Raw genomic sequence first — 26,929 nt, forward strand, 5'->3', positions numbered from 1 at the left:
CTCACTGAACCACGAAACTGGTAAAATAAACGTTACTGATCCCGCCAAACCCCTCTTTTTGCTGCAAGGTTGCGTTAATCGCCTTGACCAGCCGGTCCTGGAGCTGGCGCTTGCCGGCGGTGGTGAAGACCTGGTCCTCGGTGGTGTCGCCCAGCGCCATTAGGATCGCGGAGCGGACCGCGATGTCGTTGGTCTTCAGGTTCTGGACGACCTTGTCGTCATAGGGCGTCGACACCGCCACGCCGAGCTGGATGAAATGCACCGAGTCCTGCAGGTTGGAGGTGAAATCCTTGTCCATGGCGTAATAGGTGGAGGCATAGCGGTCGCCGCCATGCCCCTCGGGCGTGGGCATCCCCTCGGCCCCGGTCTTGGCCTCGGCCTCCCCTTCGCCGCCGCCATGGCCGCCGCCTTCGCCACCGCCCTCGCCGCCCTCGCCGCCTTCGCCGGGGCGCTTCTGCTCGCTCTTGGGAACGAGATGCGGCTCGTCCTTGGCGGGCTTTTCGGCCGCCTCGTGCTTGCCGCCGACCAGGCCGGACTGGGCGGCATAGACGCCCGCGCCGACGCCGCCCCCGACCAGCACCAGCAGCGCCGCCGCGCCGATGATCAGCTTCTTCTTGCCACCCTTTTTCGCAGGGGCGGCCGCTTCGGTCTTGGTATCGCTCATGTCAGGTCCTTCGGTCAGGCGAGACGCGCATCGTCATCGCCGTCGCGCGCCGATGCGGTTCGAGGGGAAGAGGCCGGGCGCGGGGACGGCGCGGCCTGATGCTGGGGTTGCGAGTGCGGCTGGCGCTGGCCGGCGCCGGCCTCCGCCTGGTTCTGGCCGACCGAGGTCTGGCCCAGCTTCAGCCCGCGCTGTTCGGCGGCTTCGGCCAGGCGGGGCTGCGCCTCCTGCAACAGGCTGCGCGTCTGCGCCTCGGCGGCGGTGAAATGGACGTGGAGCGTCTCGCCCTCCTGGCGGACGCCGATATCGATCGCGCCCAAGGCGTCGGGCACCAGGCGGATGCGCGTGTCGGCGGCATCGGCCGCGTCGCGCAGCCGCTCGATATGCGCGACCATCGCCTGCGGCCAGCGTTCCTGCGTCAGGTCGAGCATCGAGCGCTCGCCGCCGGTGGCGGCGGCCGCGGCGACGACCGGCTGGGCCGCGGCGGCCGGGACGGTGGCGGCCAGCGGATCGGACGGGTCGGCCATGTCGCGGTCCTTGCCGGCCGGTGGCGCAACCGCGCTGATCGCGGCGGCGAGCACCGGGGCGGCGGCCGGATCGGGCGCGGCGGGTGGCAGCATCGGCGATTGCGGCGTGGCGCGCCGGTCGATGGGTGCCGGCAGGACGGGCGGCGTCGCCTCGACCGCCCCCTCGAGTACGGTGGGTGACGCGACCGGCCCGGCCGGCGGAGCGACCGGCAACGGCGCCGCCGCAGCCAGCGGCGCCGGCGCCGCCACCGCGACCACTGGCGCGGCCTCGGCCTGCCAGTTGGCGGGCAGCGCGACGGGCGTCAATGGCAGCACCGGCGCGGCGCGCAGCGGCACGGGATCGATCCGCACGCCCGCGCGCATCGCATCCGTCACCATCGTCCGCGCCGCCGTCACCACCGGGATCGGCGGGGTGACGGACGTCGCGACGGCCGGCGTGGCGGGAACGGGCATGGCGGCGGGCCTGGTGGCGAGGCCCGCATCGGGCGACGCGACGGGCAACGCGGCCTCGCTCTCCGGCGCGGGGGTCCGGCCCGGCGAGAGCGTCGGCGGCGATGCGACCGGCGCGGGGGTGGTGAGCGGCGCGCTTCCCGCGAGCGGCGCGGTGACCGGCGCGGGCAAGGACGGCGTCGTGTCGGCGGCCACCGGCTGCGGCGCGACCGTGGAGATCACCGGCAAGGTCCAGCGCTCGCCCTTCGGTCCCGATCGATCCACGACCGACGCGGCGCCGGCCGCCGGCCGGTCCGGCGTTTCCTGGGGCGCGACCGGCAGGGGAACGCCCGGCAGCAGCGCGGCGAGGAAGCGGAGGTCGTCGGTCGCCGCTTCCGGCAAATCGCTGCCGGGGGCGGCATCGTCCTGCCGTTCGCCGGCCGGCGTTTCCACGCCGGCGACGCCGTCCGGCGCGACGCCCGACGCCGCGCCCGGCAGCAGGAAGGCGAGCAGGCCAGCGCCCGCCGCGACGGGGGCCGGGCGGCCGGTGGCATTGGGAACGGTGGCGAGAGGAGCGGCGATCTGGATCATGGATTTTCCCTGTTCGCCGCTCGCTCAGCAAGGATCGTGCCGTTTTGCGAGCAAGCCGGCGCGGAACACCGGCGCATCCTCCAGCGCGCGCATCGCGCGACGATCCGCCTCGATCCGGGCGCGGTCGATCAGCTTCTCGACGGCGGTCTGGTCGCGCTTGGCATCCTGGCTGGCGGCGGTGGCGGCGGCGGCGCGGACCTCGGCCTGGGCGACGCGCTGGGCGGCGGCGGCGGCTGACTGGTGCAGCCGCTCGCGATAATGGGCGACGGCGGCGAATTGCGCGGCGTCGTGCAGGGCCTGGGTCGGCGCGACCGCATCGACCAGTCCAGCAATACGGCGGGTCAGCGCCTGCTGATCGTCGAGCGCCGCCCGCTGGCGCGCCTCCTCGGCGCGGGCCAGCGTCAGCTGCATCGTCCGCACCCGGTGGATCCGCGCCAGCGTGTCGCGATTCATCAGCCGTCGCCGAACACGCCGGTCAGCTCGGCGATGGCGGTATCGAGACCGACGATCTCGTCATGATCCTGGCGGACATAGTCGGTGATCGCGGGATGATAGGCGATGGCCGCGTCGATCGCGGGGTCGGCCCCGGCGCGATAGGCCCCCATCAACACCAGGTCGCGATTGGCCTCGTAGGTCGCCAGGTGCCGGCGCAACACGCGCGCCGCCTGAAGATGCGGACGCTGGGCGATGTCGGTCATCACGCGGCTGACCGACGGACCCAGGTCGATCGCCGGATAGACGCCGCGCTCCGCCAGTGCGCGCGACAGGACGATATGCCCGTCCAGGATCGAGCGCGCCGAGTCGACGACGGGATCGTTGCCGTCGTCGCCATCGGCCAGCACGGTGTAGATGGCGGTGATCGAGCCCGGACCGTGCGCATCCTGCCCGGCGCGTTCGATCAGATTGGGCAGCATCGCGATGGCGGAGGGCGGATAGCCGCGCGCCGACGCCGGCTCACCCAGCGCCAGGCCGATCTCGCGGCCGGCATGCGCGACGCGGGTCAGCGAATCCATGATCAGCAGCACCGTCTTGCCCTGCGCCCGGAACGCCTCGGCAATGGCATGGGTGCGCAGCGCGCCTCGGATACGCAGCACCGGCGAATGGTTGGCGGGCACCGCGACCACGACGGACCGCGCCCGCGCGTCGCCCGCGACCTTGGTGTCCAGGAAATCCGCGACCTCGCGGCTGCGCTCGCCGATCAGGCCGACGACGACGACATCGGCGCGCGCGGCGCGCACCATCATGCCGAGCAGCACCGACTTTCCGACGCCCGATCCCGCCATGATGCCGATCCGCTGCCCCTGCCCGATCGTCAGCAGCCCGTTGATCGCGCGCACGCCGACATCCAGCGGCGACAGCACGCGGCCGCGGTCGAGCGGGCCCTGCAACTTGCCCGCCAGCGGCCAGCGCTCGGCGCCCCGGATCGGCCCCAGCCCGTCGATCGGCCGGCCCGCGCCGTCGACCACCCGGCCGAGCAGCGCGTCGCCCACCTCCGCCTCGCCCGGCGCGCCGATCGGACGCACCGGCGCGCGCGGCAGGAGCGGCGCGGGGCCGCCCAGGTTCATCAGGATGGTTCGGTCGCCGCGAAAGCCGATCACCTCCGCCTCGACCACGCCCCCCACTTCACAGACGGTGCCGACCGGCACGGTCAGGCCGGTGGCCTCCATCAGCAGCCCGTCGCAGGACAGCAGCCGCCCGGCGACCTTCGGCACGGGGCGGAAATCGGCCTGGGCCAGCGTTTCCAGATAATCGGCGACGAAGCGGTTCAGCATGACGCGGCCTCGCGCAGCGGCAGCGGAGCGCGGTCGATCGCGGCGGACAATTGCTCCAGCCACAGGGCCGGACCATCCTCGACCACCGTCGAGGCGCTCTCCAGCACGAAGCTGCCGCGCGCCAGCTGCGCGTCGCCGACCGCGAAGATCGTCGCGGGCAAGCGCCCCTCCAGCAACGCGACATCGGCCGGATGGACGCGCAGCATCGCCGATTCCTGTGCATCGGCCAGCATCTCCGCCGCCACGCCGACACGCGTGGCGAGCCGCTCCGCATCGATCCCGGCCTCGCCGACCAGGCGCGTGACCAGGGCCAGCACCGTCTGGCGGAGCTGCGCGGCGATCGCGTCGCGGTCGATCCGCGCGCCCAGCGCCCCGGCCACGCCGTCGAGCAGCGCCCGGTCGCGGACCTGCTCGGCCTGCGCGGTCATGGTGGCCGCCGCCTGTCCTTCCGCATAACCGGCGGCATGGGCGGCCTCCAGCGCGTCGATCTGGACCACAGGCTCGACGCAGGGGTCGAGCATGTCCCAACCGGCGGTCGGGTTGACGCTGGGATCGGCGGGGCGGAAATGCTTCGGCCCGGTCGATGCCTCGACCTCCGGGCGCTCGCGCGCGCACGGGTCGACCGCGGCGAAGCCGGTGGGCGGCGCGAAGGCGGCCTGGAGCGCTTCCGCCGCGACCGCATGGCGGACCGCGAACCCTGCGACGAACCCCTCAGACATAATCGTCGTCGCCTCCGCCCATCTGGATCGTGCCGTCCTTGGCCAGCGTCCGCGCGACCGCGATCATCGCCTTCTGCGCTTCCAGCACCTCGGCCAGCTTCATCGGCCCGCGCGATTCCATCTCGTCGCGGATGCCGTCGGCGGCGCGCGCCGACATGCAGCCCAGGAAGCGGGTGCGGACGTCCTCGTCGACACCCTTCAGCGCCTTGACCAGCACCTCGCCATCGACGTTGCGGATCAGCGTGCCCAGATTCTTGTCGTCCATCTCCAGGAGGTTGTCGAAGACGAACAGCGCTTCCTCGATCTGGCGGGCGACGTCCTTGTCGATCTTGAACAGCTTGGGCATCAGCTTCTGCTCGGTGCCGCGCCGCGCGCCCGACAGGATCTTCGCGGCCTCGCGCGTGCCGCCCAGCGTCACCGTCTGCGGCGGACCGCCGGTGCGCGCCGCCAGCATCGCCTTCAGCGTCTCGACCGCCTCGGGCGTGATCGGGCCCAGCTTGGCGATGCGGTGGAGGATGTCGGGCTGCGCCGCCTCGGGCAGCCGCTCCAGCACCTGCCCACCGACCGCCGGGTCGAGATTGGCGATCAGCACCGCCGCGATCTGCGGATGCTCCTTCTCGACCATCGCCGCGATCTCGCTGGCGTCGAGCCAGTCGAGCAGCTCCAGCTCGCACACCGCCTCGGGCGGGGTGATGCGCTTCAGCACGCTTTCCGCCTTTTCCGGTCCCAACGCGCGGGTCATCACCGCCTCGATCTGCGGACGGGGATCGAAGCTGATGCCGGTGCGCTCGCGCGCCTTGCCGACGAAATCGTCCAGCACCTCGGCCACCTCCGCCTCGGACACGTCGGCGACGTTGAACATCGCCGCGCCGAGCTGGCGCACCTCCTCGGGCTCCAGCTTCTGGAGGATGGCGGCGGCCTCCTCCTCGCCGACGATCATCATCAGCACCGCGGCGCGCTCGATGCCGGTATAGCTGCGGGTGGCGAGGCTGCTCATTGTCCGTCGGTCCGGATCATGTCGCGCACCGCCAGCGCCGCGCGCGCCGGATTGTCGCGGGTGAAGCCGCGCACCGCGCTGATCCGCTCGTCATAGCCGCGCGCCGTCTCCAGCTGGTCAAGGCTGACCGGCGGGCTGACCGCGATGCCGTCCGCGCCACCCGCCCCGGCCGCGCCCAAGGCGGGGGCGTTGCCGGGAGCCGGGGCCTCGGCCTCCTCCTTCTTCTTCATCAGCGCCTTGGCCAGCGGCCGGACGCCGAGCAGCAGGACCAGCAGCGCGATGACGATCGCGGTGGCGTTGCGCGCCAGCACGGGCAGCCAGGCGTTGTCGTACCATTTGCTGGTGTCGGCGGCGTCGGTCGCGCCGGCGAACTTGCGGCTGATGACGGTCACCTGGTCCTGGCGGCTGGCGTCGAAGCCGACCGCGCTCTTCACCAGGTCGGTGATCTGGTTGACCTCCATCGCCGTGCGCTTGCCGGTCGCCGGGTCGCGCAGCAGCACCGCGACCGACAGCCGCTTGATCGAGCCCGGCGCGCCGCGCGTCACCGACACTTCGCGACCCAGGTCATAGGCGCGCTGATAGCTGTCCGACTGTTTCGCCGGGTCGGGCGGTGCCGCGCCCGCCTGGGGCTGGGGCGAGCCGGAGGCGCCGACGGCGGGCGTCGGCACCTGCAAGGTCGAGGCGGGCGGCGGCGTGTTGGACAGCGCGCCGGGAATGCCGCCGGGCGCAGCGGCGCCGCCCTGGTTGCCGGTCCACTGGCCCGTCTCGGCGCGCAGCGCACCCTGCTTCTCGTAGCTTTCACGCGTCGCCTGGGTCTCGTCCAGATTCACGTCGGCCTGCACCTCGGCGGAGAAATTGCCGGCGCCGAGCAGCGGGGTCAGCAACTGGGTGAGCTGCTGGCGCACCTTGTCCTCGACCCGGTTCTGCACGTCGAGCCGCTCGTCGCCGGCCTTGCCCAGACCATCGCGGCCGCCCGGACGGGTCAGCAGCGCGCCGGCCTGGTCGACAATCGTCACCGCGTCGGGCTTCATCCCCGGCACCGAGGAGGCGACGAGGTTGACGATCGAGCTGACCTGCGCGTCGCTGAGCGAGCGGCCGGCGTTCAGCTTCACCACCACCGAGGCGGAGGGTTCGGCATGGTCGCGCACGAACACCGTCGCCTCCGGCATCGCCAGATGCACGCGCGCCTCGGCGACCGAGTCGATCTCCTGGATCGAACGGGCCAGTTCGCTTTCGCGGGCCTGGCGCAACCGCTCGCCCTCCACCGCGCGGCTGACGCCCATCGGCAGCTGGTCCAGGATCGCATAGCCGCCGGGCGCCGCCTTGGGCAGGTCCTGGCTGGCGAGCAGCATCCGCGCGCGGCTGTACGCGTCCTCGTCCACCGTCACCGCGCCGGTCGCATCGTCGACATGCGCGCCGATGTTCGCCTGTTGCAGCGAGGCCATGACCGCCGCCTTGTCGGCATCGGCCAGGTTGGTGAACAGCGTCTTCTGCGTCGGCGTCGACAGCGACGCGTAGGCGAGACCGGCCGCGCCGACCAGGCCGACCAGCATCGCCATCGGCGCCGACCGGCGCACCGCCGGCTGGGCCATGACGCCCTTGATCTGGCGCAGCGGGTTGGCGAAACGCTCCGGCACGGCGGGCCCGGTGGCGGGGGTCGTGGTGGTGAGGGCAGTGCTCATCGGATCAGACCGGCATGCTCATGATGTCCTTGTAGGCGGACAGGATCTTGTTGCGGACCTGGAGCGTCGCCTCGAACCCGACCGAGGCGGTCTGGCGCGCCAGCATCACCTTGGCGATGTCGACCGTCTCGCCGCGCTCATAGGCCTCGGAGAGCTTGGCGGCCTGGTTCTGGCCGTCGTTGACGCTCTTCAGCGCGGTGTCGAACGTGTCGGCGAAGCTGCCGACGCCGCCGGCCGGGTTGGTCGCGACCGGTGCGCTGCCTTGCGCGGACGCCGCCTTGGCCAGCGCCTGGTTGCGCTCCAGGATTTGCGCCCGCAGCGCCAGGACGCGATCGATCCCGTTGGCGCCGCCGATGCCGCCGACGCCGCTCACGACGCCACCGCCTGGGACAGATCCTCACCCTGCTCGCGCGCCTTGGCGAGGCGGTAGCGCAGCGTGCGCTCCGAGATGCCCAGCCGGCGCGCGGTTTCGATCCGGCTGCCGCCGCACGCCGCCAGCGTTTCGCGGATCGCCTGGAACTCGCTCATCTGCACGACATTCCCCAACGTGGCGGACCCCGAAGCGGAAGGCTCGGCCGGGGCGACGACGCCGCCGATCGGCACCACGTTGCTCGCCGCCGCGCTGGGCGTGAACTGCATGGTGATCGGCCGGTCGAAGACGATATGCGCTGCCTCGATCGTGTCGCCGCCCGCGAACAGCAGCGCGCGCTGCACGACATTCTCCAGCTCGCGGACATTGCCCGGCCAGTCGTGCCGCATCAGCAGGTCGACCGCCTCCACGGTCGGCCACGGCACCACCGCACGCGTGCCGGCATGGCGCAGCACCATCGTCGCGACCAGCGCGGGGATGTCCTGCGGCCGGTCGGCCAGCGCGCGCGTGGTCAGCGGGAAGACGGCGAGGCGGTAGTAGAGATCGGCGCGGAACCGGCCCGCCGCCACCTCGGCCTGGAGGTCGCGATTGGCGCAGGCGATGACGCGCACGTCGATCGGCTGCGGCACGCTGGCGCCGATCGGCACCACTTCGCGCTCCTGCAGCACGCGCAGCAGCTTGGCCTGGAGCGACAGCGGCATCTCGGCGATCTCGTCGAGCAGGATGGTGCCGCCGTCCGCCGCGCGGAAAAAGCCCTCGCCGCCCGACGACGCGCCGGTGAACGCGCCCTTCTGGTGGCCGAACAGCAGCGCCTCCAGCATCGATTCGGGCAGCGCGGCGCAGTTGATCGCGATGAACGGCTTGGCGGCGCGGGCGGACGCGGCGTGGATCGCGCGCGCCAGCACTTCCTTGCCGGTGCCGGTCGGCCCATTGATCAGGACGGTGATGTCGGCCTGGGCCACCCGCTCGGCCAGCGCGAACAGCGCCAGCGTCTCCGGATCGGCGGCGGTCGGCATGTCGGGGCCGCCGGCGAGCGCGCGGACGAAGCCATGGCCGACCGCGGTGTCGGCGGGGCCATAGCAAATCCGGTGCGGCGCGCCGTCGCGGCCCGGCGCGATCCGCCGGCCCTGGTCACCGACGATCAGGGTGCGGGCCGGGACGGGCGCGGCCTCGCCCTCGGCGATCAGGAACAGGTCGCGCGGGCCGGGCTGGCCCGTTTCGAAACTGCCGATGCCGAGCCCTTGGGCGCGCAACGACGAGACCAGCGCGTAGCGCTGGTTCGCGATGGCTGCCGACGGAAAGATCGATCGCATGTATGCCCCCAAGTGGTCGTGCGGCAAGTTTTGCCGGAATTGGGTAAACACAGTCTTAAACCCCCAGAATGAGGGCAGATTTCTACCGCGCCCGCACGCACGTAGAGGGAAATACCCCGCACCGGTGCGCGCGGACCGGCTTTTCGCGGCCCATTCCGATCGAATCGCCGGCCGAATCGAGTCCCGCGATTTTTTCCGCTTAAGCCCCGCGCCGCCCGGCCGTTCCTTGCTGCGACGGCTCGGCCCTCCGCTCTGGGGGCGGCGGGGAAGCCGTGCAGATGGAGACACATCATGACCGTAATCGCCACCAACACCGCCGCGCTGCGCGCTGCAAATGCCTCGATGAGCGCCTCGAGCGCGCTGTCCACCTCGATGGAGCGCCTGTCGACCGGCAAGCGCATCAACTCCGCCAAGGACGACGCCGCCGGCCTCGCCATCTCGCAGACCATGACCTCGTCGATCCGCGGCATGAGCCAGGCGATCCGCAACGCCAATGACGGCATCAGCTACGCCCAGACGGCGGAAGGCGCGCTGGGCGAAGTCACCAACATGCTGCAGCGCGTCCGCGAGCTGTCGGTCCAGTCGGCCTCGGGCACCTATTCGGACGGTGACCGCACCAACCTGAACGCCGAAGTCTCGCAGCTGAAGGACCAGATCACCAACGTGCTGGCGACGACCGAATTCAACGGCAAGCGCGTCTTCAACAGCAATGCCACGGGCGGCACCTACACCGCGGCGGCCGGCACCACCAAGATCCAGGTCGGCGCGCAGAATGGCGACACGGTCGAGCTGGCCTTCACCGCGCTGTCCGACCTCGCCTCGGCCGACGTGACCACCGACGCCAACGCCAACACGACGCTCGGCACGGTCGACACGATGCTGAAGGATGTCGCCACCACCCGCGCGACGCTGGGTGCGGCGCAGAACCGCCTCGCCTCGGTGGTCAACAACCTGACCAGCAACGTCACCAACCTGTCCGACGCGCGCAGCCGCATCGAGGACGCCGATTTCTCGGCCGAGACGACCGCGCTCGCCAAGGCGCAGATCCTCAGCCAGGCCTCGACCGCGATGCTCGCCCAGGCGAACCAGTCGCAGCAGTCGGTGCTGAAGCTGCTCCAGTAATCCGGGCTTCGGCGCCGGCCCCGGCCCCCGATCATGGGTGCCGGCTTCGAGACGGGCGGTCCTCCCTTCCGGGAGGCCGCCTCACGGGCCCCGGTGGTTCACGCCACCGGGGCCTTCGGCTGTCTGGGGCAGGGTGGCGTCCGCCGTGCTCCCGCGGAAACAGGAGCGCAGGGTCCGGACGGCCGACGCCCCATGATGCGCGCGACCCTGGGCTCCTGCCTGCGAAGGAGCCCAGGGTTGCGACCGGCCCTTACCGCCCCAGCAGCACCCGCGCCTGGCCCGCGACCTGCGCCAGCATCGCGGCGCTCGGCTGCGCGGCGTGGCGGGCGCGGTCGACCACGGCGCGAAACTGGCCCACGCGCGCGTCATTGTCGGCCAGCCACTGCGCGACCAACGGCTCGGGCGCGGACCCGGTGCCGACCCGGCGCTGGAGGAAGTCGAGCCGCAACTGCTCGAACTCGCGCACCAGCCCCGCGACCAGCAGCCGCTCCCACGGATCGCCGGGCGACAGGCGGGCGGCCTGCCCCTGCGCCCAGTCGAGGCCCAACGCCTGGCCGAGCGCCGTATAGGCGCGCGTCAGGTCCGCCTCGTCCACGCCCAGCTCGACGCCCAGCGCCGCCAGCCCGACCGCGCCGTCCAGGTCGAACAGCCCGGCGACCCGGGCCGCCAGACGGTCGGGCGCGCCCCGGTCGCGCAACTGGCCGGCGATCCGGTCGCTGGCCGCCCGCGCCTCGTCGAGCAGCAGCGTGTCGGTGGTGGCGGCCAGCTTGGCGATGCCCGGCCCCAGCCGCTCGATCGCCGCACCCGGCATGGTGCCCGCCGGCACCGCGCGCAGCAGGTCGGCGACATGGCTGCGCACCGCGCGCGCGGTCTCGTCGAACAGGGCGATCCGCGCCGGCTCGCCCATCGGCTCGGTTTCGATCGCCTGCCACAGCGCGGGCAGATCGAACAGGTGCTCGGCCGCCACCGTCATCGCGGCGATATCGGCCATGCCGACGCCCTCCTCCTCGGCCAGTTCGACCGGAGGCAGGATGCCCAGGCGGTTGACGATGCGGTTGGCCAGCTTGGTCGCGACGATCTGGCGACGCAGGCGATGCTGATCGATCGCCTCGGCGAACCGCTCGCGCATCGCCACCGGGAAGGCGGCGTGGAGGTCGGGACGCAGCACCGGGTCCATGCCTAGATCGGTCGCCTCGATCGCATCCTGGAGCGCGAGCTTGGCGGTGGCCAGCAGCACCGCGAGTTCGGGTCGGGTCAGCCCCTGCCCGTCCTGCCCCCGCCGCAGCAGGTCGTCATTGCCCGCCAGCCCCTCGACCCGGCGGTCGAGCCGCCCGGCCGCCTCGAACAGTTCGATCGCGCGGACATAGCTGGGCATCGCCGCCGCGCCGTCCTGCTCGGCGATCGACAGCGCCAGCGTCTGGAGGCGGTTATCCTCCAGCACCAGATGCGCGACATCGTCGGTCATCGCGGCGAGCAGCGTGTTGCGGTCTTCCTCGGCCAGCCGGCCCTCGTTCATCTCGCGGTTGAGCGCGATCTTGATGTTCACTTCATTGTCCGAGCAATCCACGCCGGCGGAATTGTCGATGAAGTCGGTGTTGATCCGCCCGCCCCGCTCGGCAAACGCGATTCGCGCTGCCTGGGTGACACCCAGATTGGCGCCCTCGCCGATTGCGGTGACGCGCAGCGATTCGGCGTCAACGCGCAGCCGGTCGTTGGCGGGATCGCCGACCCCGGCATTGTTCTCCGACGCCGCCTTCACATAGGTGCCGATGCCGCCGAACCAGAGCAGGTCGGCCGGCGCCTTCAGGATGGCGGAGATCAGCGCCGCCGGCTCCAGCAGCGTGTCGGTGATGCCCAGCAGCGCCTGCACCTCGGGCGTGATCGGGATGGTCTTGGCGGCGCGGCTGTGGATGCCGCCGCCGGCCGAGATCGGCGCTGCATAGTCCGCCCAGGACGAACGCGGCAGCGCGAACATCCGCGCGCGCTCCGCATAGGACACCGCCGGATCGGGATCGGGATCAAGGAAGATGTGGCGATGGTCGAACGCCGCGACCAGCTTGATCGAGCGGCTGAGCAGCATGCCGTTGCCGAACACGTCGCCCGACATGTCGCCGCAGCCGACCACGGTGACCGGATCGCGCTGCACGTCGACGCCGCGCTCGGCGAAATGCCGCTGCACCGACACCCAGGCGCCCTTGGCGGTGATGCCCATCGCCTTGTGGTCATAGCCCTGGCTGCCGCCGCTGGCGAAGGCGTCGCCCAGCCAGAAGCCGCGCTCCAGCGCGATCGCATTCGCCACGTCGGAGAAGGTCGCCGTGCCCTTGTCGGCGGCGACGACGAAATAGGGATCGTCGCCGTCCAGCACCGTCACGCCCTCCGGATGCACCACCCGGCCGTCGACGATATTGTCGGTGATCGACAGGAGCGCGCGGATGAAGACGCGGTAGCTCTCCGTCCCCTCGGCCAGCCAGGCGTCACGGTCCTGCGCGGGTGAGGGCAATTGCTTCGGATAGAAGCCGCCCTTGGCTCCGGTCGGCACGATCACCGCGTTCTTGACCCGCTGCGCCTTCATCAGACCCAGGATCTCCGTGCGGAAATCGTCGCGGCGGTCCGACCAGCGCAGGCCGCCGCGCGCGACCGGCCCGGCGCGCAGGTGGATGCCCTCGACGCGCGGGCTGTACACCCAGATCTCGCGCCAGGGCAGCGGCGCCGGCAGCCCCGGGATCCGCGCGCTGTCGAGCTTGAACGCCAGCGCCTCCGCCGATGCGGGCGCAAAGGCGTTGGTGCGCAGGCAGGCGCGGATCAGGCTGGCATAGGCGCGCAGGATGCGGTCGTCGTCGATCGCCGACACCGCGTCCAGCCCGGCGGCGATCGCCTGGTCCTGCGCCTCGACCTGGCCATGATTGGCGGGATCGTGCGCGGCGGCGAAGCGGGCGACCAGCGCGTGGGTGACGGCGGGCGCACGGCGCAGCGCGTCGACCACGGTGGTCAGGCCGTAGGGCAGTCCGGCCTGGCGCAGGTAGCGGAACCAGGCACGCAGCAGCACGACGTCGCGCGGCGCCAGGCCCACCTCGACCAGCAGCCGGTTGAATGCATCATTCTCGGCCGCGCCCTGCAGCACCGCGCCGATCGCCCCCTCCAGCACCGCCGGGTCGGCGATCGCGCCGAAGCTCGACACCACGAAATCATGAACGAAGGCGTCGCCCGCTTCGCGCAGCCGGGTCGGCAGTTCGCCGATCACGCGGAAGCCGAAATTCTCCAGCACCGGCACCGCGTCCGACAAGGCGAGCGCGCCGCCGCTCTTGTAGATCTTGAGCTGGCGGTCCTCGCCCGGCCGCGCATCGCGCGCCTGGGGCAGCAGCCGGACGCCGCGATCCTCGGGACCGTCGAGCTGGCCGAGGCGCAGCACGTCGAGCGCCGCCTCCGACGCACTGGTGACGTTACGGTAGTTCTGCGGGAAGGCGCCGGCCCAGCGCAGCGCCAGCCGCGCGGCGCGGGCGGGCGGCACCAGCTCGGTCAGCGCCGCCTCCACCTCGGGCACCCAGCCGCGCACCATCCGCTCGATCCGGCTGGCGAGCGGCGCGATGTCGGGCAGCGTGCCCGATCCCTTCAGGTCGAGCATGTAGCGCATCAGCGCGACCTGCCCGTCCTCCAGCGCGATCGCCCAGTTGAGCAGCCGCGCGTTCGCCGCTTCCGCCAGCAGGTCGCCGATCGCGACGCGGCGGCTGGTGGTCACGTCGTCGCGTGGCAGCCAGACAAAGGCGAACAGATGGCGGCCGAGCGGCGATCGCACCAGCACCAGCGCCGGACGCGGCCGGTCGGCCAGCGACATGGCGGTCAGCGCCAGATGCTCGAGCGAATCCGCGTCGAAGCCGACCACCAGGTCGTGCGGCAAGGCGGTCAGCGCATGGGTCAGCGCCTTGCCGGTATGGCCCTTGGGATCGAAGCCGAACTTCTCCTCCAGCGCGGCCAGACGGGCGCGCAGCAGCGGCACCTCGCGCGGCGGGCTGGCCAGGGCGGCGCTGGTCCACAGGCCCATATGGATCGACAGGCCGACCACCGCGCCCTGTTCGCGGATCGGCATCACGATGAGGTCGATCGGCACCGAGCGGTGGACGGTGGCGTTCAGGTTGGACTTGAGCAGCAGCGGCGGCTCGCCCCCCTTGTCGAACCAGCCGAGCGCCAGGTCCTTGGACGCGTCGGCCAGGATCGGGCGCGGCTGCGGATTGCGGGCGATGCCCAGCACCTGTCCCTCGCGGCCATCGCGGTACCAGCGCTCATGCCCCAGCAGCGTCAGCTTGCCGTCGAGGAACCAGCGGAGCAGCGCCGCCCCCTCGCCCGACCAGAGCGCGTCGGCATCCTGCGCCATCACCTGGCGCAGCGCCTGCCAGTCGGTGACGGCGGCGCGCACATCGGCCAGCGCGGCGGACAGGTCGTCGATCAGCTCGCGACGGTCGCGCGCGTCGGCGCGCTCCATCTCCAGATAGATCATCGATTCGGGGCGACCGCCCTCGCCCAGGCTCTGCAACCGGCCCTCCCCGTCGCGGGCGACGGGGACGACGGGGTGGATGATCCGGTCGATGGCGATGTCCTGCCCGGTGATCGCGGCGGCGACCGAATCGACCAGGAAGGGCATGTCGTCATTGACGATCGCGACCCGCATCCGCCGGCGGACATCGTCCGCGGCGATCGGCTCCAGCGCGATGGCGGCCTCGCCCGGGCGACGGACCGCGGCGGTCGACGCGACGAAGCGCGCCGCGGCCTCGATCTCGGCCGGGCCGAAATCGCGCAGTTCCCCAGGCAAAGCGCCGACGGTCAGCCGAGCGGCGAGCGCGGCTGTGATGTGATCCTTCTCCATGGCGGGCTCCTATGCGCCCGCGAGCGGGTCTACTCAAGCACTGTAGGACCGTCAGCCGGTCCCCGGTCGCCCGCCCGCCCCTTTCCGCCGCCCCGGTTTCGCCACCAGCAATCGTTCCGCCAGGCGGGCGTCGCTATGGCTGTGCACCACGTCGAGGACCCCGTCCGGACCCATGCGGGCGAGCAGCACGACCGCTTCGCCGGGGGCGGCGTCGACCGACATGGCGACGCGCGCCAGGGCCGGTCGGGTCGCCAGCGTGGCGGCGGCGATCGAGGCGGTCGGGATCGGCCGGCGCGCGTCGCGCTCGGCGGCGACCACCGCCTTGATGCCGCCCTCCGCGCCTTCCAGGAAGGTCGCGAGCCGCCCCTCGCCCACGCCCAGGCGACGGGCATGGCTCAGCACAGCAGCATATTCGGTCAGCCGCGTCTTGTCGTATCCTGCGCCGAAGACCAGCTTGGCGACGGGCGTCAGCGGCGCGCGCGCCTGCGGCTTCAGCCCGGCGGCGGCGAGCAACGCGGCGAGCGCTTGCGGATCCCGCTCCGCCGCCAGTCCGAAATCGTGGGCCCGGCCGAGCGCCCGGTACAGCGCGCCCCGGCTGCGCAGGTCGGCGGTGGCCACGGCGGCCGCGCTGTCCTGCGCCAGCCGCAGCACCTCCGCCAGCGTTTCGGTCGGCCTGACGCTGCCCCGGTCGCGGGCGCCGCCGGCATGGGGACCATCCGCCCAGACGGTCGCATCGGCGCCGCGCAGCCGCTCGCCCGGCGGCGCGGGAGCGGGCGACTCGGTCGCCAGCGCGGCCTGCAACTCGATGTCGAGCGCGGCCTGCACCACCGGGTCGGCGACCTCCTTCCAGTTGATGACGCCGTAGATATAGTCGATCCGCTCCGCGCCCGCGGCGGCGAAGGGCATCAGGATGCCGCGATAGAGCGTCGTGCGCCCGCGCGCGCCGATGAACTCCGCCTCGAAGCCGATCGGCGCGCGATTGGCTAGGATCTGCTGATACTGATCGGTCAGCCGCGACAGCAACGAGCGGGGCGGCACATCGGCGATCCGCGCGATCTCGCCCAGCAGCCCGCATTCCTCGCGCAGCGCCCGGCCCAGATAGGCGATTCGCGGGTCCTCCAGCGCGGGCGCGAAATCGATCAGCACGCTGTGCGCGCCGAAGTCGGCGATCGTCTCCGGCTCCAGATCGGCGATCGACGGAAAGGACCGCCCCTTCAGCAGCGACACCCAATAATTATAGGCCCGGACATGCATGCGCCGCTCGTCGCCGCCCAGGTCGAACATCCGCTCCTCGGGCGCCCCCGCGCCGCGCCGCCCGGCGAGATGCTCGCCGCCGATGCCGTGTTCCGTGTCGCTTTCCAGCGTGCGCGCGCTGTCCATGGTCGTGGCGTCCCCAAACTTCAGCGCGGACGGTGCACCATCCGTGGTAAACGTTCCGTAAATCGGCGGCGACGGGGATGCCGTAGCGAAAGGGGGCTTGCCAGTCCCATCCGCCATTGCTAAGCGCCCGGTCTCCAGCCCGGCGACCGCCGGCCAAGCCGCTTTAGCTCAGCTGGTAGAGCATCGCATTCGTAATGCGGGGGTCACAGGTTCGAGTCCTGTAAGCGGCACCACCTTTTAGTGGCGGTTATCCTGACATTTTCACTCCCCTACGCTCTGCGTTTGGAGAGCTGGCTCCGGTGTCATTCCGGTGCAGGGAGCCCGGAGCCAGCGTCTCGATCTCGGAGATGATGGATTGCAGCGCCGCCTTCGCGGTCGGAAACTCGCCGATCGCATATACCTCGGTCTGGCTGCTGGCGCGGTGGCCCATGAACCCTTCCAAGTCCCACAGCGTCGCGCCGCGATTGCGGGCAAGCGTCGCCAGGCTGTGGCGCAGGACATAGGACCGCCATTCACGGCCGATCGGAAACTGCAGGTTGCGCAGCATGGTGTCCCATGCACGATCCACGTCCTGGACGCCGCGACCGTGATAGTTGACCAGGAAACCGCGTCCTGGTCGCTGCTCGATCGGCAGCGCCAGATAGTCGTCCAGCTCGGCCTGGAGCCACTCACCCAAGAGCGGTAGCACCGGCAGAATGGCGCGATGCTTTTTCGTCTGGGTGCGGCCCTGCGGATTGAGGTCGATCGCCTCCGCCCCCGGCCACCATTGCAACCGCTCCGGGGCAACATTGATGTCGACCACTGCCCCGGGCCGCGCGACCGTGCAGATCGAGGCGACCAGGAAGGCGTGCAGCGACCCGCGCTGCTTGCCCGGCTCCGCTGCGTAGCGGAGCATGGCCGCTAGCTCTGCTACACCGATCCGCGTACGTCGCTTGCGCTGCACCTGCTGAGCAGGCAGCGGCTTGTAGATCGGACGCTTGTCCGATCGCGGCGGCTCCGCGTTGGCGGCATGATTCAGCACCGCAATCAGCTGCGCGATCGATGCCTCAGTTGAGGCGGGCGAGCGCGGCCGAGAGCCGGTGACTTCCTTTTTCCCATTCCGGAATAGCACCGGTTGGGTCCGCGACCAGGCCCGCAGCGCGGTTGCGAAGACGGTGCCACATGCGATCGCGCAAGTGGTTCCCAGCCCAAAGCGGGCTTCCTCCCCCTTGGCGTCTTCCGCCTCCAAAAAGTCGACGACGTGCTTCAGCCGGCCTTCAATCGTGTCGGCCGACGTGCGCGTGCGACCCCACTCCAGATTATAATCGGCGATTGCATCGGTCAGCAGGTAGGATTTCGCCTGAGCCGTCGGGTGCCCGCAGGTTGGGCAAAAGGCCGGCCCTTCGCTGGCGTCCGCCAGATAGCGGCGGTCCAGTGCAATTATGGCCTCGTCTTCGACATCCGTACTCGTCGAGCTGCTACGGATACGTCGCGCGTCTGGGTCGTACCAGAATATGGTGAGGTAGGGACTGCGGCGAGTGCCGTCTGCTCGCTCGTCCCACTCGAGCCAGTATTTCCCCCGGTTATACACCGGCGCTGCGCGTCCCGACATTGACTCTGGTTCCTGAGATATTCAGCGGCCGCGTTGCCGGTCAGTTGAAGAAATCCGATGGAGGCGAGCAGATCGAGATCCGCCGCCTCCAAGCGGACCCCCTTCCCCTGCTCGATCGCGCGACTTAGCTTTCGATCGAGCCTCGATATGGTCAGCGCGTTCATGACGCACCCCTTCCGTCAAAAGCGGCAAAGACCGCCCGATTGATGGCGATCAGCGACGCCGGCAGCTCGTCGCCGACATCGAGGGCGAAGTGCCGGCCGAGCAGCTCGTCAAGCGCGGCCGCCGGCGATCGCGCGGTCGCGCTTGAGGGGCCTACGACGCCGATCGGCTCGGCATCCTCGGCGATCACGGCCGTGGCGCGCCAGCGGCCCTCGTGCAGCTCGATGAGGATGGACGGCACTAGCGCCGCGCGTGGCGGCTGGATTGTGTCATGCTGCAATGCGACTCTCCCGCTTGCTCTTTCTGGCCGCCAGCGATTCAGCAATCGCGTCCTCCAAGTCGATCTGCTCGGGAGCCCACTCGCGCGGCGGATCGATGCGGCCGCGTGGAGGCTTCGCCGGCGTCGCCTGGGCATAGCCTTGGCGCGCGCGATATTCTGCCAGCGCTCGCACCGCGCAGGGGCCGAGCGAGATCAGGCGGCGACGATCATCCTTCGGATCTTTGATTGAGGTCAGCCAGTCGCCAGCGACTAGGCCGTCGATGATACGCAGCCCGGTCGTATGGGACATGCCGGCATTGCGGATTAGCGCGCCCATGACGATCTGCGGCCGGCCGGCGAGCAGCGCGGCTTCCAGCTCCAGCACGATCGACCAACGCGGGTTGGCGGCGTGCAGCCCTGCGAAGATGCCGTCGCGCTCGCGGCGCGCATCGATCTCGGCGCGGACAGCGGCCAGGCGCGCGATCTGGTCAGCTCCGCTCATACCACGCCCCCGACAAGGGAGGCGGTCAAGGCGACGGCGGCCGCGATGACGATCGCCGCGCCGGCTAGGGTTATGGGACGCGGGATCATGCCTGCCTCGTTTCGGCGAGCGTCGGCGCGCGCATGATCCGAATTTCGACGCAGAACCGCGCGGCTTCATAAGCGTCGACGACACGCGCGAGCGTATCGAGGTCGATCGCGAGCGCTGGGATTTTTGCCAGCACCAGAGCCGTAGACAGGCGCGTTGGCACGAGGTCCGCCTCAATCTCCTCGATCAGCGCAGCTCGATCGTGCGCACACAGCGCTGGCACCGTGTCGATGCACAGTGCCAGCCCTAGCGCCGTCAGGCCCGCGGCTTGGCGACGGAATTTCAGATACTGGCCTGGGGTAATGAAGTTGGACACGGGATGCTCCGGGCGCGCAGAAAGCCGCTCCCGCTGACGCTGGTCATCGGGGCGATTGAAGGCTTGTCGATGGTCAAACGGCAGCGGCCGCTTCGCTCAGGCGGGCGGCTCTGGTGGTCGCGCCTTCGTTTCGGCATGATGGCGGATGCGGGCGGTCGCCCGTTCCAGATCGGCAACAAAGGGCAGCAACGCCTCGGCTTCGCGGGCGGTCAGCTCTGCGCCGCCATCGCTCGAACCGCACAGGCTCTCACTCACAGCCCGCGCTACGTCGCCCAATTCGGTCGCCAACTCTATAACGGCACCTTGGAGGCACCGATCATCAGAGACTGGTTCAGGCAGCGTGATGACTACGCAACCGAGAATCGAGGCCATTGCACTCAGGACGTGCGGTACGCCGCGCTCGTCGCCGAGAGCGTCGATCCGGACGGCATCGCGAATGGAGATGCTGTCGCGATGGTTGATCGAGGAACAGCGCGAGAGGTGCGAATCAGAGAGGCCGGTTTCATCGGCACAGATCGCGAGGTTCCCGGCAGCCTTGATGGCGCGCTTGGTAGCTTCAGCAAGACGGCGCTCGTCGATTGGAAGAGTGTTATCGGACATGGCGGCTGCCCAGAGAGGAAATGCCGTCGAAAGATCCCGGTGTCACCGCACCGTTGCGGATGCAGGATAAAAGCGCCGGCCGCTTGGGACGGCTGCCGCTACAAGAGTCCACACGATGAGAGGAAAGCAGACGGGATTCACAAGCCGAGGCCAAGGGGGTTTGGAAGGTCCGGCAAGCGTTCCGGCCGGTCTGCGAGCGGCGCGAAAATGGGGGAAGATGGCGGTGACACGTCATTGCGCGCACTCGGAGGCAGGAGAAGCGGTTTGAATCAATGTTTGTGGAGCGGGACCATATACGTCAGGGCGCAAGTCGTAGCGCGAGATGCCGGTAGCGGCCTCAACGGCAAGGACGTGCTCTGCAGGAAGCGGAAGGCCACGCTTCAGCCAGTCGTGAACGACCGACTGCCGCTTGCCAATGAGGCGGCCAAAAGCGGACTGCGAACCTGCAAGGCGGATTGCCCGTGCTAATTGTGATTCGTGATCGTGCTCCAAAGCCATGCTTCTACCTAACGTCTAGGCGTTAGTATGGTCAAACGGAAAATCGAAATAGGTGCTAACGGTCAGACGTTAGATAGTGAGGCCGTGACGTTAGGGCAGCGCATTGAAGAACGACGTGCAGCGCTTGGAATCTCCCAGGCGGAATTGGCGCGTCGGGTCGGCATCCGTCAGAGCACCCTCAACTCGCTGATAAACGGCGACTCGCGTTCCTCTCGCTCCATCATTGATCTAGCGCGGGAGCTACGCACCACTCCGGAATTTCTCTTAGGTAAGAGCGATGATCCGGCAGGATTTGCCCCAAGCCCAGCCGACCTACCTGCACAGGACAGACAGCTCGTCGACATTTTCGGCTCATTCAAAAGCTCGGAACGGTCGTTTTTAATCGAAATGCTGCAGGCCCTTGCTGAAAACCGGACGAAGCCGATTGAGCATGTCCCTGAGACCAAGCAGATGGTCTGGCCAAGTGAGCATGCGATTGCGGCAATGTTTGAAGCACAGCTTCGGGTCTATGGCTCGCTTGAGGGGGCCGCGCTTGCTCGTGCGCTCGCCAAGCGGCTGCCCAAAGGGATCGCTCGATTGCAAGAAGTGCCATTGTCTGAGGAGCCGGCTGCTCTTCCTGCAGACGCTGTAGACGATCAACCTCCAGCCAGTGATCGTTCCGAACCTCGGCAAGCTCGGCGCAGATAACCTCGCACTTCGAACACGCATACCCGCATCCCGGGATGCTGCGAAATACAAGATACTCACTTACGCACGCCACGTCCGTTCCCTATTCGTTCCAAACGCGCGAAGGCAACCGAAATTGCCAATTTTTAAGTCCGATCTGAATGCACTCTCGCGGATCGTGTGGGGTACAGGAGGGGTATGGTAGTGGGTGGCCCCCTCCTTGCTACGCATGAACCGAGTGTGCGCGGCGGAGGAAATGTCCGCCGCGCGCTATGTCGGAAAGCGCCCAGTAGCGGACATCACCGGAGTCGCCTATCACTCGGCTGCTTGTCGCGAGGAATCACAGATTGGCGAACCGAAGAAGGCCACATCATGGGCGGTTCACTAGTTGGTGTCGGCTCGGCGGCAAACCACTTACTACACTGGCAGGGCTTGTCGAGGAACGGCTAGTGCCGCCACTAATAGAAAAAGGTTTTCAGTGGGCGGAGACCTACTGGACCGATCCCGATCAGCCAGTTGGCGGTGGCGAGATAAATCTAGTCCGCAGGTTCGCCAACGAGATCGACGACGTCCTCTTTAACTTTGACAAGCATCATCGACCCGCTTTCCAGGTCCACCTTATCCGGCGCGAGGCCGCATCCCCTCATACTTGGGTACGCTCGGGCAACCTCGTGCAGCAGTCGAGCGAGTATATACATTCTTGGGGAAAGCCGTGGTGGTTGCCGACGCGCCTCTGGACAGCGCGCGACTCGGAACGGCTGGTAGAACAGCTGATCGGTCCTTTAAACGAGGGGCTCACCTTTCTCGAAAGCGGCGTACGCAACCGGCACATTAGCCGACGAGCCGACGCTCGAAATTAGTTTCCTTCGAAAACAGTGAATGGCAGCGAGCCACCAGCAGCTGACATCGGCGGCGGCACGGCAGGAGGTGTACGCAATCGCCCACTCTTCGCCATTCCTGACTCTCATTACGCTTCTCCGTTGCGGACGAGTGTTCATCAAGGCAGCAGGCTGGATGACGAACATCGCAGGGGCACGATAATGCGCTGGTTAGGGGTAGCTTTGCTTGTCGTTGGCTCGCTCGCGGCGATAGGGATGCTCGGGTTATTAGCGCAGCTTCCTCATGCAGCGGTAGCGCGAGACGATGCTGGGGTCCGCTCGATCGTGTGGATCGGTGGCGCGTCGTTGGTGGTATCTTTCGGGTGTTATATAGGTGGACTAGTTTTGCTTTTCCGTAGGCAATGAAAGCCGCGCAAGACTGAAACCTGCCAGTCTGGTTTCCTCCCAAAATCGGACGCTAACCCCTGGTCGTCTACGATGGGGTATGAGCGGGGTATGCCTCACCTGCGAAAAGACGATTTACGAGGAGGACGCGCTGGCGCGGCGGAGGGCTTCTCCGCCGCACATACCGTGCAGCTACCGCTTCACAGATAATCAAACCGTGGTAGTTTGCTCCCATGGCCCGCCACCGCTTCAGTAAAAGGAATTGGGCGGCCGCGACGATTTGCTACTTCGTCGTTTTCCTAATGGTGCTATATTTCGTAGGCGTAGCTACAACGCACTGTCCTGAGCAGCGCTGCGTAGACCAATTTCGCGCCGAGTGGTGGAGGGGCTGGATTATAGCCACCTCTCTCTATCCCGCATTCTTGTGGAAAAGTCGGCGAAGGATATGGCTATCTGGCATTCGCTAGTGTGTCATTGAACCGGTTAGATTGAGGGGTACCATCGGGGTATGCCGAGATGGAAACCCGCACCAGCCACGATGGGACTTCCTCATTGCGGCGGACGGTCCGTCCGCCGCGAAGTTCGTCGATAAATAGACGGACAGGTATTTGCCGACTCTCAGCGTGTCCGGGCTGGCATCCAGGAGAGGGGCGAGGTCGGTCGATTTCCGGCACCAAACGATGTCATCATGCCAGAAGAGCAGACTTGCCCTTCGTACACCGCACCCTTCGAATATGCCTTCCCGCCATAGTAGCAGAAGTTGACGGGATCAGGGGCTGAGTCAGGCTGACGCTGCGAGCGTTGGGGATCCACGTCAGTGACCATCACAGGATCTGGCCTCTGCGGTGACCCCGCCTGCGCCGAGACCATCGCTGGTACCACAAGCAATCCAAGCGCAAGAATCTTTATCATGATGTGCTGCCTATCGCTGCGATGAAAGGAGCCATCAGCATCGCACTATCTGTCGATAGGTCAATCAATTGATTGTCTATGATCTCACCATCACCACTCAAGTTGGAATACATCCAGTCTGAACGTGTTTGGTCGTCATTTTATTCGGCTCGATCCGGGTATCATCGGGGTATATGGCCAACCTTAATCAGACTCGCATGAGGAGGCAGCTCGCACGCGGCGGAGGGGATGTCCGCCGCAATTTTTTTGGGAAATCGATTCCGAACTTCATGACAGCAGATCGCCGCCAAGGCTGGCGAAAAAAGCTCGCTATCTAATATGGCCAACTTTGCGCGCTTCATCGTCAGTTTTAGTCGATAGGAACATTCGAAACGTCAACCTCTAACCGTACATTTTGATCACTTTGCGCTCGCATTTCCATTTTTCTGCGGCGCTCGGCATCAAACGCGGGAATTTCATCTTTTATCTTTAAGTATGTTTCCAATACCCACTTTTCTATATCCAACAAAGCCGATACCATATCTGCTACAATCAACTCCAATTGGACCGACGCTCCGGCAGTAGTCAGGACGATTTGATAGATATCGTCTCCCGAGTCTATGAGCAACGTGGGCAAAACAACCTCTTTTGTCGACCTGTTTGCTTGGGGCCCAGCCGAAAGCATGTGCGTGACTATTTGTTTATTTTCCAACCTACGTCGGCTATCTACCCAGTATATGCTGCCGTAGACATAGTTCTCTTTCATAGTTTTCATGTAATCGCCATCCGGATGCTGCATAGCATTTCGAATGTCCCGAAGTTCACCTTCCCACTTCTTTACAAATGACGCGGAAGAGGGCAGATTCTTAATACCTGGAGCTTTCCACAATAAGCGATGAAAGCGCCTGACATTATCGACGAGCGCCCAAGCAAAAGAAAATATTTCAAGATGTTTATCCGCTCTTGAGATTGTTGTGGGTAAATCACCCCATTCGGCAAGCGATTTCAAAAGTTTTCTGAAGAAAAAATGAGTGGTTTCAGCGGAGAACCGTATTCCGGTTATGAAACGTCGCTGTTTTATATCAAGCAACAAGGGCTGCGACACTAAGATAGAATCAGATTTTAGAAGCATACACAGTGCTTATCACAATTAATGTGTTAAGCGAGAGCAACTTCGCCGCCATCACGCAACCAACGCTGCTGCGCTTGCGACCGCAGCCGCCATCGCCTTTGTAGCGAATTTTCTGATCAGGAAGGCCCGTACGTGGCCTAACGAGCGTGATGACGATCGATAGATAAAAGGGACTTACCAAGGCGGAACAGAGTCAAATTAGCATGGTCGCTTCGTTGACCACCTCATACTCTGAACTGAGCTGGGGTATGACAGGGGTATATCTATGTCTTTCCGCCTCGGCATAGGAGGGCAGAGGACAGGCGTGGCGGAGGATGTGTCCGCCGCAGATGTGCAGTAGCGGCGTCGCGCGATTCGCCCTATGTTCCATGGCGGGGGTGTCATGGAGGAATTGTGGGGGAGCAATCCGCCGTCGTCGTGCCCCGGCGTGTCGAGGCCTTGGCGTACATTATAGAGCGGATCGAGACGACCGGCACCGCACCGAGCTATGGCGAGATCGCTGCGGCGATGAACCCGCCGATCGAGCGAACCCGCGTGCGCCAGCTCGTCGACCAGCTCGTAGAGCATCGCCTGATCGATCGACCCATATCGTCACGGCGAGGCATCCGCATCCGCGATGTGGCGCGATGCCGACAGATCATCGGCGAGGCGCTCGGGCGCAAGGGCTGGTGCCATGCCCAGCCCATGGGCGAGTTGGCTATGCCCCCCTGCACAATTGAGCAGCTGCCGCTGATCCCGTTGATCCTGTACAAGCGGGATCTCTTTTAGCCGGGATCACCGATGTCGCCTGACACCATCACAATGCGGAGCCTGATCGACAAGGAGAAGGGCGACCGCGTTGCGCTCATGAAGGACGATCTCCGCCGGCTGCTAGATTTCGTCGACATCGGATACCAGGCGGAGCGCAAGCTCGCCGCGATCGGTGGCGTGATCACCGCGCCAATGGTGATGGCATGACCAACAAAATGCACCCGGCTGCGATCGACATCGGCGGCGAGCCGCACCTGCGCGACGCCAAGGGTCGGCTGGTCCCGCTCGCGACGGTGAAGGCGACCGATCTGTTGATGGACGAGCTGGTGCGATCGTTGAACGCCGAGGCGCGAGAGAACGCGAAGCGCAATGCAGATTTCCGCGCGCGGACGTTCACCACCGTGTCGGAGCTTCAGGCGCTGCTGGCGCAGCAGTATGACGCCAAGGTCGGCGGCCAGAAGGGCAACATCCAGCTGCTGACGTTCGACGGCTTGCAGCGTGTTCAGATCGCGGTGTCGGACTTGATCGAGTTCGGACCCGAGCTGCAGGTCGCCAAGGCGCTGATCGACGAATGCCTGACCGAGTGGGCGGTCGACAGCAAGGTGGAGCTGCGCGCGCTGATCAACCGCGTGTTCTCCGTCGACAAAGAAGGCCAGATCAACCGCGCCGAACTGTTCATGCTGCTCCGCGTCGAGATCGCGGACGAGCGTTGGAGGGCGGCCATGGCTGCGATCAAGGACTCGATCCGGGTCATCGGCTCGCGCAGCTATGCGCGCTATTACGAGCGCGACCAGCCGGACGGCCGTTGGACCGCCATCACCGACGCCGCGACGCCGGCCCGGTAAGATGGGTGCCGGTCGCTGGTGCATAGCGCGGACCTCGGCCGCGCAGACGCTGCGCCTGGCGCAGACGCTGGCGGACGCCGGCGTCGTCGCCTGGACGCCACGCCGCACCGTGAAGCGAGCGGCCCCGGGCGCGCGCCGGCGCTATGTCACCGGGCAGCGGCGCGTCATGATCGAGGTGACGCAACCGATCCTGCCCGGGATCGTGTTCGTGCGCGGTGACTTCCTCGACGAGCTGGTCGCGATCGCGGCGCTGACGTTCGGGCCACACCCGGCCTTCACGATCCTGCAGCTCGGGCCGCGCGCCGCCACGGTGCGTGATCAGCAGCTCCAGGGCCTGCGGTCCGCCCAAGACGATGCCGACCAGGCGATCGCGGCTGAGCGCGAGGCCGAGACCCGGGCGGCCGCACGACTGGAGCGGGCCGAGCGGTTCCGTACCGAGCGTGCCCGGCTGAAGGCGCTTAAGCGCGAGCGAAAGGATCTGCCGCCGGCGACCAGGGTCACGGTGGCCGAGATGCCGGCGCTGGACGGTATGGAGGGTGCTGTGGTTAGCAGCGACGGCACGAGTGCAATTGTTAACTTCGGTGGTGCAGTGGATTGGCATATCGAGGCGTGGCGCCTGATGCCGGTCGCTGCCATGGCGGCCTAACCGCCTCACCGATCCTTCGCCGCCTGAGCGGCTACGGGGCTAGTCGATCTGGGGTTTCCCACCCTTGCGCTCCCCACACCAACCCGAGGCACGCGTGCCGGCGGGTTTCCTGTGGTTACCTGAAATCTTGGAGAGGCTGATGCCTGGATCTCGCACGCCTCTCACCGGGGCACAGCAGCTGCGCGCGATCGCGGTTGATATGCTGGTGATGGCGGACATTCTGGACGAACCGCCGGCCGACACCGCCGCAGTCGAGCACCGCGTCGGCGCCATCGAGAAGATGGCGATGCGGACCTGGACGGTTGGGCGTGGCCGCCCGCCCATGGGTTGGAACTGACGC

25 protein-coding genes and 1 tRNA gene are annotated in these 26,929 nt (G+C 67.7%); 8 read left to right on the forward strand and 18 right to left on the reverse strand.

Annotated elements, in window-relative coordinates:
• Nucleotide 1 precedes the first annotated feature (1 nt).
• Genes GGQ96_RS16030 through GGQ96_RS16070 form a run of 9 tightly spaced genes read right to left on the reverse strand, consistent with a single transcriptional unit; the run spans nt 2 to nt 9,061 of the window.
• Nucleotides 2–664, reverse strand: a complete 663-nt coding sequence (locus tag GGQ96_RS16030; protein WP_184116556.1) for a flagellar basal body-associated FliL family protein — start codon at nt 662–664, stop codon at nt 2–4.
• Between the two features lie 14 nt (nt 665–678).
• Nucleotides 679–2,208, reverse strand: coding sequence for a flagellar hook-length control protein FliK (locus GGQ96_RS16035; protein ID WP_184116557.1), 1,530 nt, complete (start codon nt 2,206–2,208; stop codon nt 679–681).
• A 24-nt stretch (nt 2,209–2,232) separates the two neighbouring features.
• On the reverse strand, nt 2,233–2,661 hold the full coding sequence (locus GGQ96_RS16040) for a hypothetical protein (RefSeq protein WP_184116558.1): 429 nt from the start codon (nt 2,659–2,661) through the stop codon (nt 2,233–2,235).
• Complete coding sequence (locus GGQ96_RS16045) at nt 2,661–3,980, reverse strand: FliI/YscN family ATPase (RefSeq protein ID WP_184116559.1); 1,320 nt, start codon at nt 3,978–3,980, stop codon at nt 2,661–2,663. The genes GGQ96_RS16040 and GGQ96_RS16045 overlap by 1 nt, the downstream gene beginning before the upstream one ends.
• Nucleotides 3,974–4,699 (reverse strand): FliH/SctL family protein, encoded by a 726-nt coding sequence (locus tag GGQ96_RS16050; protein WP_184116560.1) that lies wholly within the window; start codon nt 4,697–4,699, stop codon nt 3,974–3,976. The genes GGQ96_RS16045 and GGQ96_RS16050 overlap by 7 nt, the downstream gene beginning before the upstream one ends.
• Nucleotides 4,692–5,696 (reverse strand): flagellar motor switch protein FliG, encoded by a 1,005-nt coding sequence (fliG, locus tag GGQ96_RS16055; protein ID WP_184116561.1) that lies wholly within the window; start codon nt 5,694–5,696, stop codon nt 4,692–4,694. The genes GGQ96_RS16050 and fliG overlap by 8 nt, the downstream gene beginning before the upstream one ends.
• Complete coding sequence (gene fliF, locus GGQ96_RS16060) at nt 5,693–7,378, reverse strand: flagellar basal-body MS-ring/collar protein FliF (protein ID WP_184116562.1); 1,686 nt, start codon at nt 7,376–7,378, stop codon at nt 5,693–5,695. Before fliF ends, fliG begins: the two co-directional genes overlap by 4 nt.
• A gap of 4 nt (nt 7,379–7,382) precedes the next feature.
• A complete protein-coding gene (gene fliE / locus GGQ96_RS16065; RefSeq protein ID WP_184116563.1) occupies nt 7,383–7,751 on the reverse strand; it encodes a flagellar hook-basal body complex protein FliE in 369 nt (122 codons plus the stop codon).
• Complete coding sequence (locus tag GGQ96_RS16070) at nt 7,748–9,061, reverse strand: sigma-54 interaction domain-containing protein (RefSeq protein ID WP_184116564.1); 1,314 nt, start codon at nt 9,059–9,061, stop codon at nt 7,748–7,750. Before GGQ96_RS16070 ends, fliE begins: the two co-directional genes overlap by 4 nt.
• Nucleotides 9,062–9,352: 291 nt before the next feature.
• On the opposite strand from GGQ96_RS16070, the gene GGQ96_RS16075 reads away from it, so the two are divergent.
• Nucleotides 9,353–10,183: a flagellin N-terminal helical domain-containing protein gene (locus tag GGQ96_RS16075; protein ID WP_184116565.1), complete on the forward strand. Its 831-nt coding sequence runs from the start codon at nt 9,353–9,355 to the stop codon at nt 10,181–10,183.
• A 250-nt stretch (nt 10,184–10,433) separates the two neighbouring features.
• On the opposite strand, the gene GGQ96_RS16080 is transcribed toward GGQ96_RS16075, so the two are convergent.
• Entirely contained in the window at nt 10,434–15,041 is a 4,608-nt protein-coding gene (locus GGQ96_RS16080; RefSeq protein WP_184116566.1) for an NAD-glutamate dehydrogenase, read from the reverse strand.
• 51 nt (nt 15,042–15,092) lie between these two features.
• Complete coding sequence (locus GGQ96_RS16085) at nt 15,093–16,421, reverse strand: PAS domain-containing protein (protein WP_184116567.1); 1,329 nt, start codon at nt 16,419–16,421, stop codon at nt 15,093–15,095.
• Nucleotides 16,422–16,578: 157 nt separating this feature from the next.
• Between GGQ96_RS16085 and GGQ96_RS16090 the strand changes: the two genes are divergently transcribed.
• Nucleotides 16,579–16,654 (forward strand) — tRNA-Thr (locus GGQ96_RS16090).
• 14 nt (nt 16,655–16,668) lie between these two features.
• Here GGQ96_RS16090 and GGQ96_RS16095 read toward each other — a convergent pair.
• From GGQ96_RS16095 to GGQ96_RS16120, 6 genes are all read right to left on the reverse strand, one after another.
• On the reverse strand, nt 16,669–18,012 hold the full coding sequence (locus GGQ96_RS16095) for a site-specific integrase (RefSeq protein ID WP_184116568.1): 1,344 nt from the start codon (nt 18,010–18,012) through the stop codon (nt 16,669–16,671).
• Between the two features lie 160 nt (nt 18,013–18,172).
• Nucleotides 18,173–18,454 (reverse strand): hypothetical protein, encoded by a 282-nt coding sequence (locus GGQ96_RS16100; RefSeq protein WP_184116569.1) that lies wholly within the window; start codon nt 18,452–18,454, stop codon nt 18,173–18,175.
• Entirely contained in the window at nt 18,444–18,935 is a 492-nt protein-coding gene (locus tag GGQ96_RS16105; protein ID WP_184116570.1) for a hypothetical protein, read from the reverse strand. The genes GGQ96_RS16100 and GGQ96_RS16105 overlap by 11 nt, the downstream gene beginning before the upstream one ends.
• An 85-nt stretch (nt 18,936–19,020) precedes the next feature.
• Nucleotides 19,021–19,338 (reverse strand): hypothetical protein, encoded by a 318-nt coding sequence (locus tag GGQ96_RS16110; RefSeq protein ID WP_184116571.1) that lies wholly within the window; start codon nt 19,336–19,338, stop codon nt 19,021–19,023.
• A 96-nt stretch (nt 19,339–19,434) separates the two neighbouring features.
• Nucleotides 19,435–19,938: a phage regulatory CII family protein gene (locus GGQ96_RS16115; protein ID WP_184116572.1), complete on the reverse strand. Its 504-nt coding sequence runs from the start codon at nt 19,936–19,938 to the stop codon at nt 19,435–19,437.
• 231 nt (nt 19,939–20,169) lie between these two features.
• On the reverse strand, nt 20,170–20,436 hold the full coding sequence (locus GGQ96_RS16120; RefSeq protein ID WP_184116573.1) for a transcriptional regulator: 267 nt from the start codon (nt 20,434–20,436) through the stop codon (nt 20,170–20,172).
• Nucleotides 20,437–20,463: 27 nt separating this feature from the next.
• On the opposite strand from GGQ96_RS16120, the gene GGQ96_RS16125 reads away from it, so the two are divergent.
• Nucleotides 20,464–21,123: a helix-turn-helix domain-containing protein gene (locus tag GGQ96_RS16125; RefSeq protein WP_184116574.1), complete on the forward strand. Its 660-nt coding sequence runs from the start codon at nt 20,464–20,466 to the stop codon at nt 21,121–21,123.
• Nucleotides 21,124–23,586: 2,463 nt separating this feature from the next.
• Here GGQ96_RS16125 and GGQ96_RS16130 read toward each other — a convergent pair.
• Nucleotides 23,587–24,348, reverse strand: coding sequence for a hypothetical protein (locus GGQ96_RS16130; RefSeq protein WP_184116575.1), 762 nt, complete (start codon nt 24,346–24,348; stop codon nt 23,587–23,589).
• A 393-nt stretch (nt 24,349–24,741) separates the two neighbouring features.
• Here GGQ96_RS16130 and GGQ96_RS16135 point away from each other — a divergent pair, with 393 nt between their 5' ends.
• From GGQ96_RS16135 to GGQ96_RS16155, 5 genes are all read left to right on the forward strand, one after another.
• Complete coding sequence (locus tag GGQ96_RS16135; protein ID WP_184116576.1) at nt 24,742–25,116, forward strand: LexA family transcriptional regulator; 375 nt, start codon at nt 24,742–24,744, stop codon at nt 25,114–25,116.
• 12 nt (nt 25,117–25,128) lie between these two features.
• Complete coding sequence (locus tag GGQ96_RS16140) at nt 25,129–25,305, forward strand: hypothetical protein (RefSeq protein WP_184116577.1); 177 nt, start codon at nt 25,129–25,131, stop codon at nt 25,303–25,305.
• The gene (locus GGQ96_RS16145) at nt 25,302–25,943 is read left to right on the forward strand and encodes a DUF3164 family protein (RefSeq protein ID WP_184116578.1); all 642 of its coding nucleotides are present in this window, start codon (nt 25,302–25,304) and stop codon (nt 25,941–25,943) included. Before GGQ96_RS16140 ends, GGQ96_RS16145 begins: the two co-directional genes overlap by 4 nt.
• A 1-nt stretch (nt 25,944) precedes the next feature.
• Nucleotides 25,945–26,589, forward strand: coding sequence for a hypothetical protein (locus GGQ96_RS16150; RefSeq protein ID WP_184116579.1), 645 nt, complete (start codon nt 25,945–25,947; stop codon nt 26,587–26,589).
• A 139-nt stretch (nt 26,590–26,728) separates the two neighbouring features.
• Nucleotides 26,729–26,926 (forward strand): hypothetical protein, encoded by a 198-nt coding sequence (locus tag GGQ96_RS16155; protein WP_184116580.1) that lies wholly within the window; start codon nt 26,729–26,731, stop codon nt 26,924–26,926.
• Nucleotides 26,927–26,929 lie beyond the last annotated feature (3 nt).

It is taken from the genome of Sphingomonas abaci (genome assembly GCF_014199625.1).
Lineage (GTDB): Bacteria > Pseudomonadota > Alphaproteobacteria > Sphingomonadales > Sphingomonadaceae > Sphingomonas > Sphingomonas abaci.

What these genes read in the sequence shown, in the direction of transcription:
- GGQ96_RS16150 (WP_184116579.1), top strand. Translation starts at nt 25,945, where the DNA reads ATGGGTGCCGGTCGCTGGTGCATAGCGCGGACCTCGGCCGCGCAGACG.
- GGQ96_RS16040 (WP_184116558.1), bottom strand. Translation starts at nt 2,661, where the DNA reads ATGAATCGCGACACGCTGGCGCGGATCCACCGGGTGCGGACGATGCAG.
- GGQ96_RS16155 (WP_184116580.1), top strand. Translation starts at nt 26,729, where the DNA reads ATGCCTGGATCTCGCACGCCTCTCACCGGGGCACAGCAGCTGCGCGCG.
- GGQ96_RS16030 (WP_184116556.1), bottom strand. Translation starts at nt 664, where the DNA reads ATGAGCGATACCAAGACCGAAGCGGCCGCCCCTGCGAAAAAGGGTGGC.
- GGQ96_RS16140 (WP_184116577.1), top strand. Translation starts at nt 25,129, where the DNA reads ATGTCGCCTGACACCATCACAATGCGGAGCCTGATCGACAAGGAGAAG.
- GGQ96_RS16075 (WP_184116565.1), top strand. Translation starts at nt 9,353, where the DNA reads ATGACCGTAATCGCCACCAACACCGCCGCGCTGCGCGCTGCAAATGCC.
- GGQ96_RS16145 (WP_184116578.1), top strand. Translation starts at nt 25,302, where the DNA reads ATGACCAACAAAATGCACCCGGCTGCGATCGACATCGGCGGCGAGCCG.
- GGQ96_RS16125 (WP_184116574.1), top strand. Translation starts at nt 20,464, where the DNA reads ATGGTCAAACGGAAAATCGAAATAGGTGCTAACGGTCAGACGTTAGAT.
- GGQ96_RS16115 (WP_184116572.1), bottom strand. Translation starts at nt 19,938, where the DNA reads ATGTCCGATAACACTCTTCCAATCGACGAGCGCCGTCTTGCTGAAGCT.
- GGQ96_RS16035 (WP_184116557.1), bottom strand. Translation starts at nt 2,208, where the DNA reads ATGATCCAGATCGCCGCTCCTCTCGCCACCGTTCCCAATGCCACCGGC.
- GGQ96_RS16080 (WP_184116566.1), bottom strand. Translation starts at nt 15,041, where the DNA reads ATGGAGAAGGATCACATCACAGCCGCGCTCGCCGCTCGGCTGACCGTC.
- GGQ96_RS16130 (WP_184116575.1), bottom strand. Translation starts at nt 24,348, where the DNA reads ATGCTTCTAAAATCTGATTCTATCTTAGTGTCGCAGCCCTTGTTGCTT.
- GGQ96_RS16050 (WP_184116560.1), bottom strand. Translation starts at nt 4,699, where the DNA reads ATGTCTGAGGGGTTCGTCGCAGGGTTCGCGGTCCGCCATGCGGTCGCG.
- GGQ96_RS16045 (WP_184116559.1), bottom strand. Translation starts at nt 3,980, where the DNA reads ATGCTGAACCGCTTCGTCGCCGATTATCTGGAAACGCTGGCCCAGGCC.
- fliF (WP_184116562.1), bottom strand. Translation starts at nt 7,378, where the DNA reads ATGAGCACTGCCCTCACCACCACGACCCCCGCCACCGGGCCCGCCGTG.
- GGQ96_RS16085 (WP_184116567.1), bottom strand. Translation starts at nt 16,421, where the DNA reads ATGGACAGCGCGCGCACGCTGGAAAGCGACACGGAACACGGCATCGGC.
- GGQ96_RS16095 (WP_184116568.1), bottom strand. Translation starts at nt 18,012, where the DNA reads ATGTCGGGACGCGCAGCGCCGGTGTATAACCGGGGGAAATACTGGCTC.
- GGQ96_RS16120 (WP_184116573.1), bottom strand. Translation starts at nt 20,436, where the DNA reads ATGGCTTTGGAGCACGATCACGAATCACAATTAGCACGGGCAATCCGC.
- fliG (WP_184116561.1), bottom strand. Translation starts at nt 5,696, where the DNA reads ATGAGCAGCCTCGCCACCCGCAGCTATACCGGCATCGAGCGCGCCGCG.
- GGQ96_RS16070 (WP_184116564.1), bottom strand. Translation starts at nt 9,061, where the DNA reads ATGCGATCGATCTTTCCGTCGGCAGCCATCGCGAACCAGCGCTACGCG.
- GGQ96_RS16105 (WP_184116570.1), bottom strand. Translation starts at nt 18,935, where the DNA reads ATGAGCGGAGCTGACCAGATCGCGCGCCTGGCCGCTGTCCGCGCCGAG.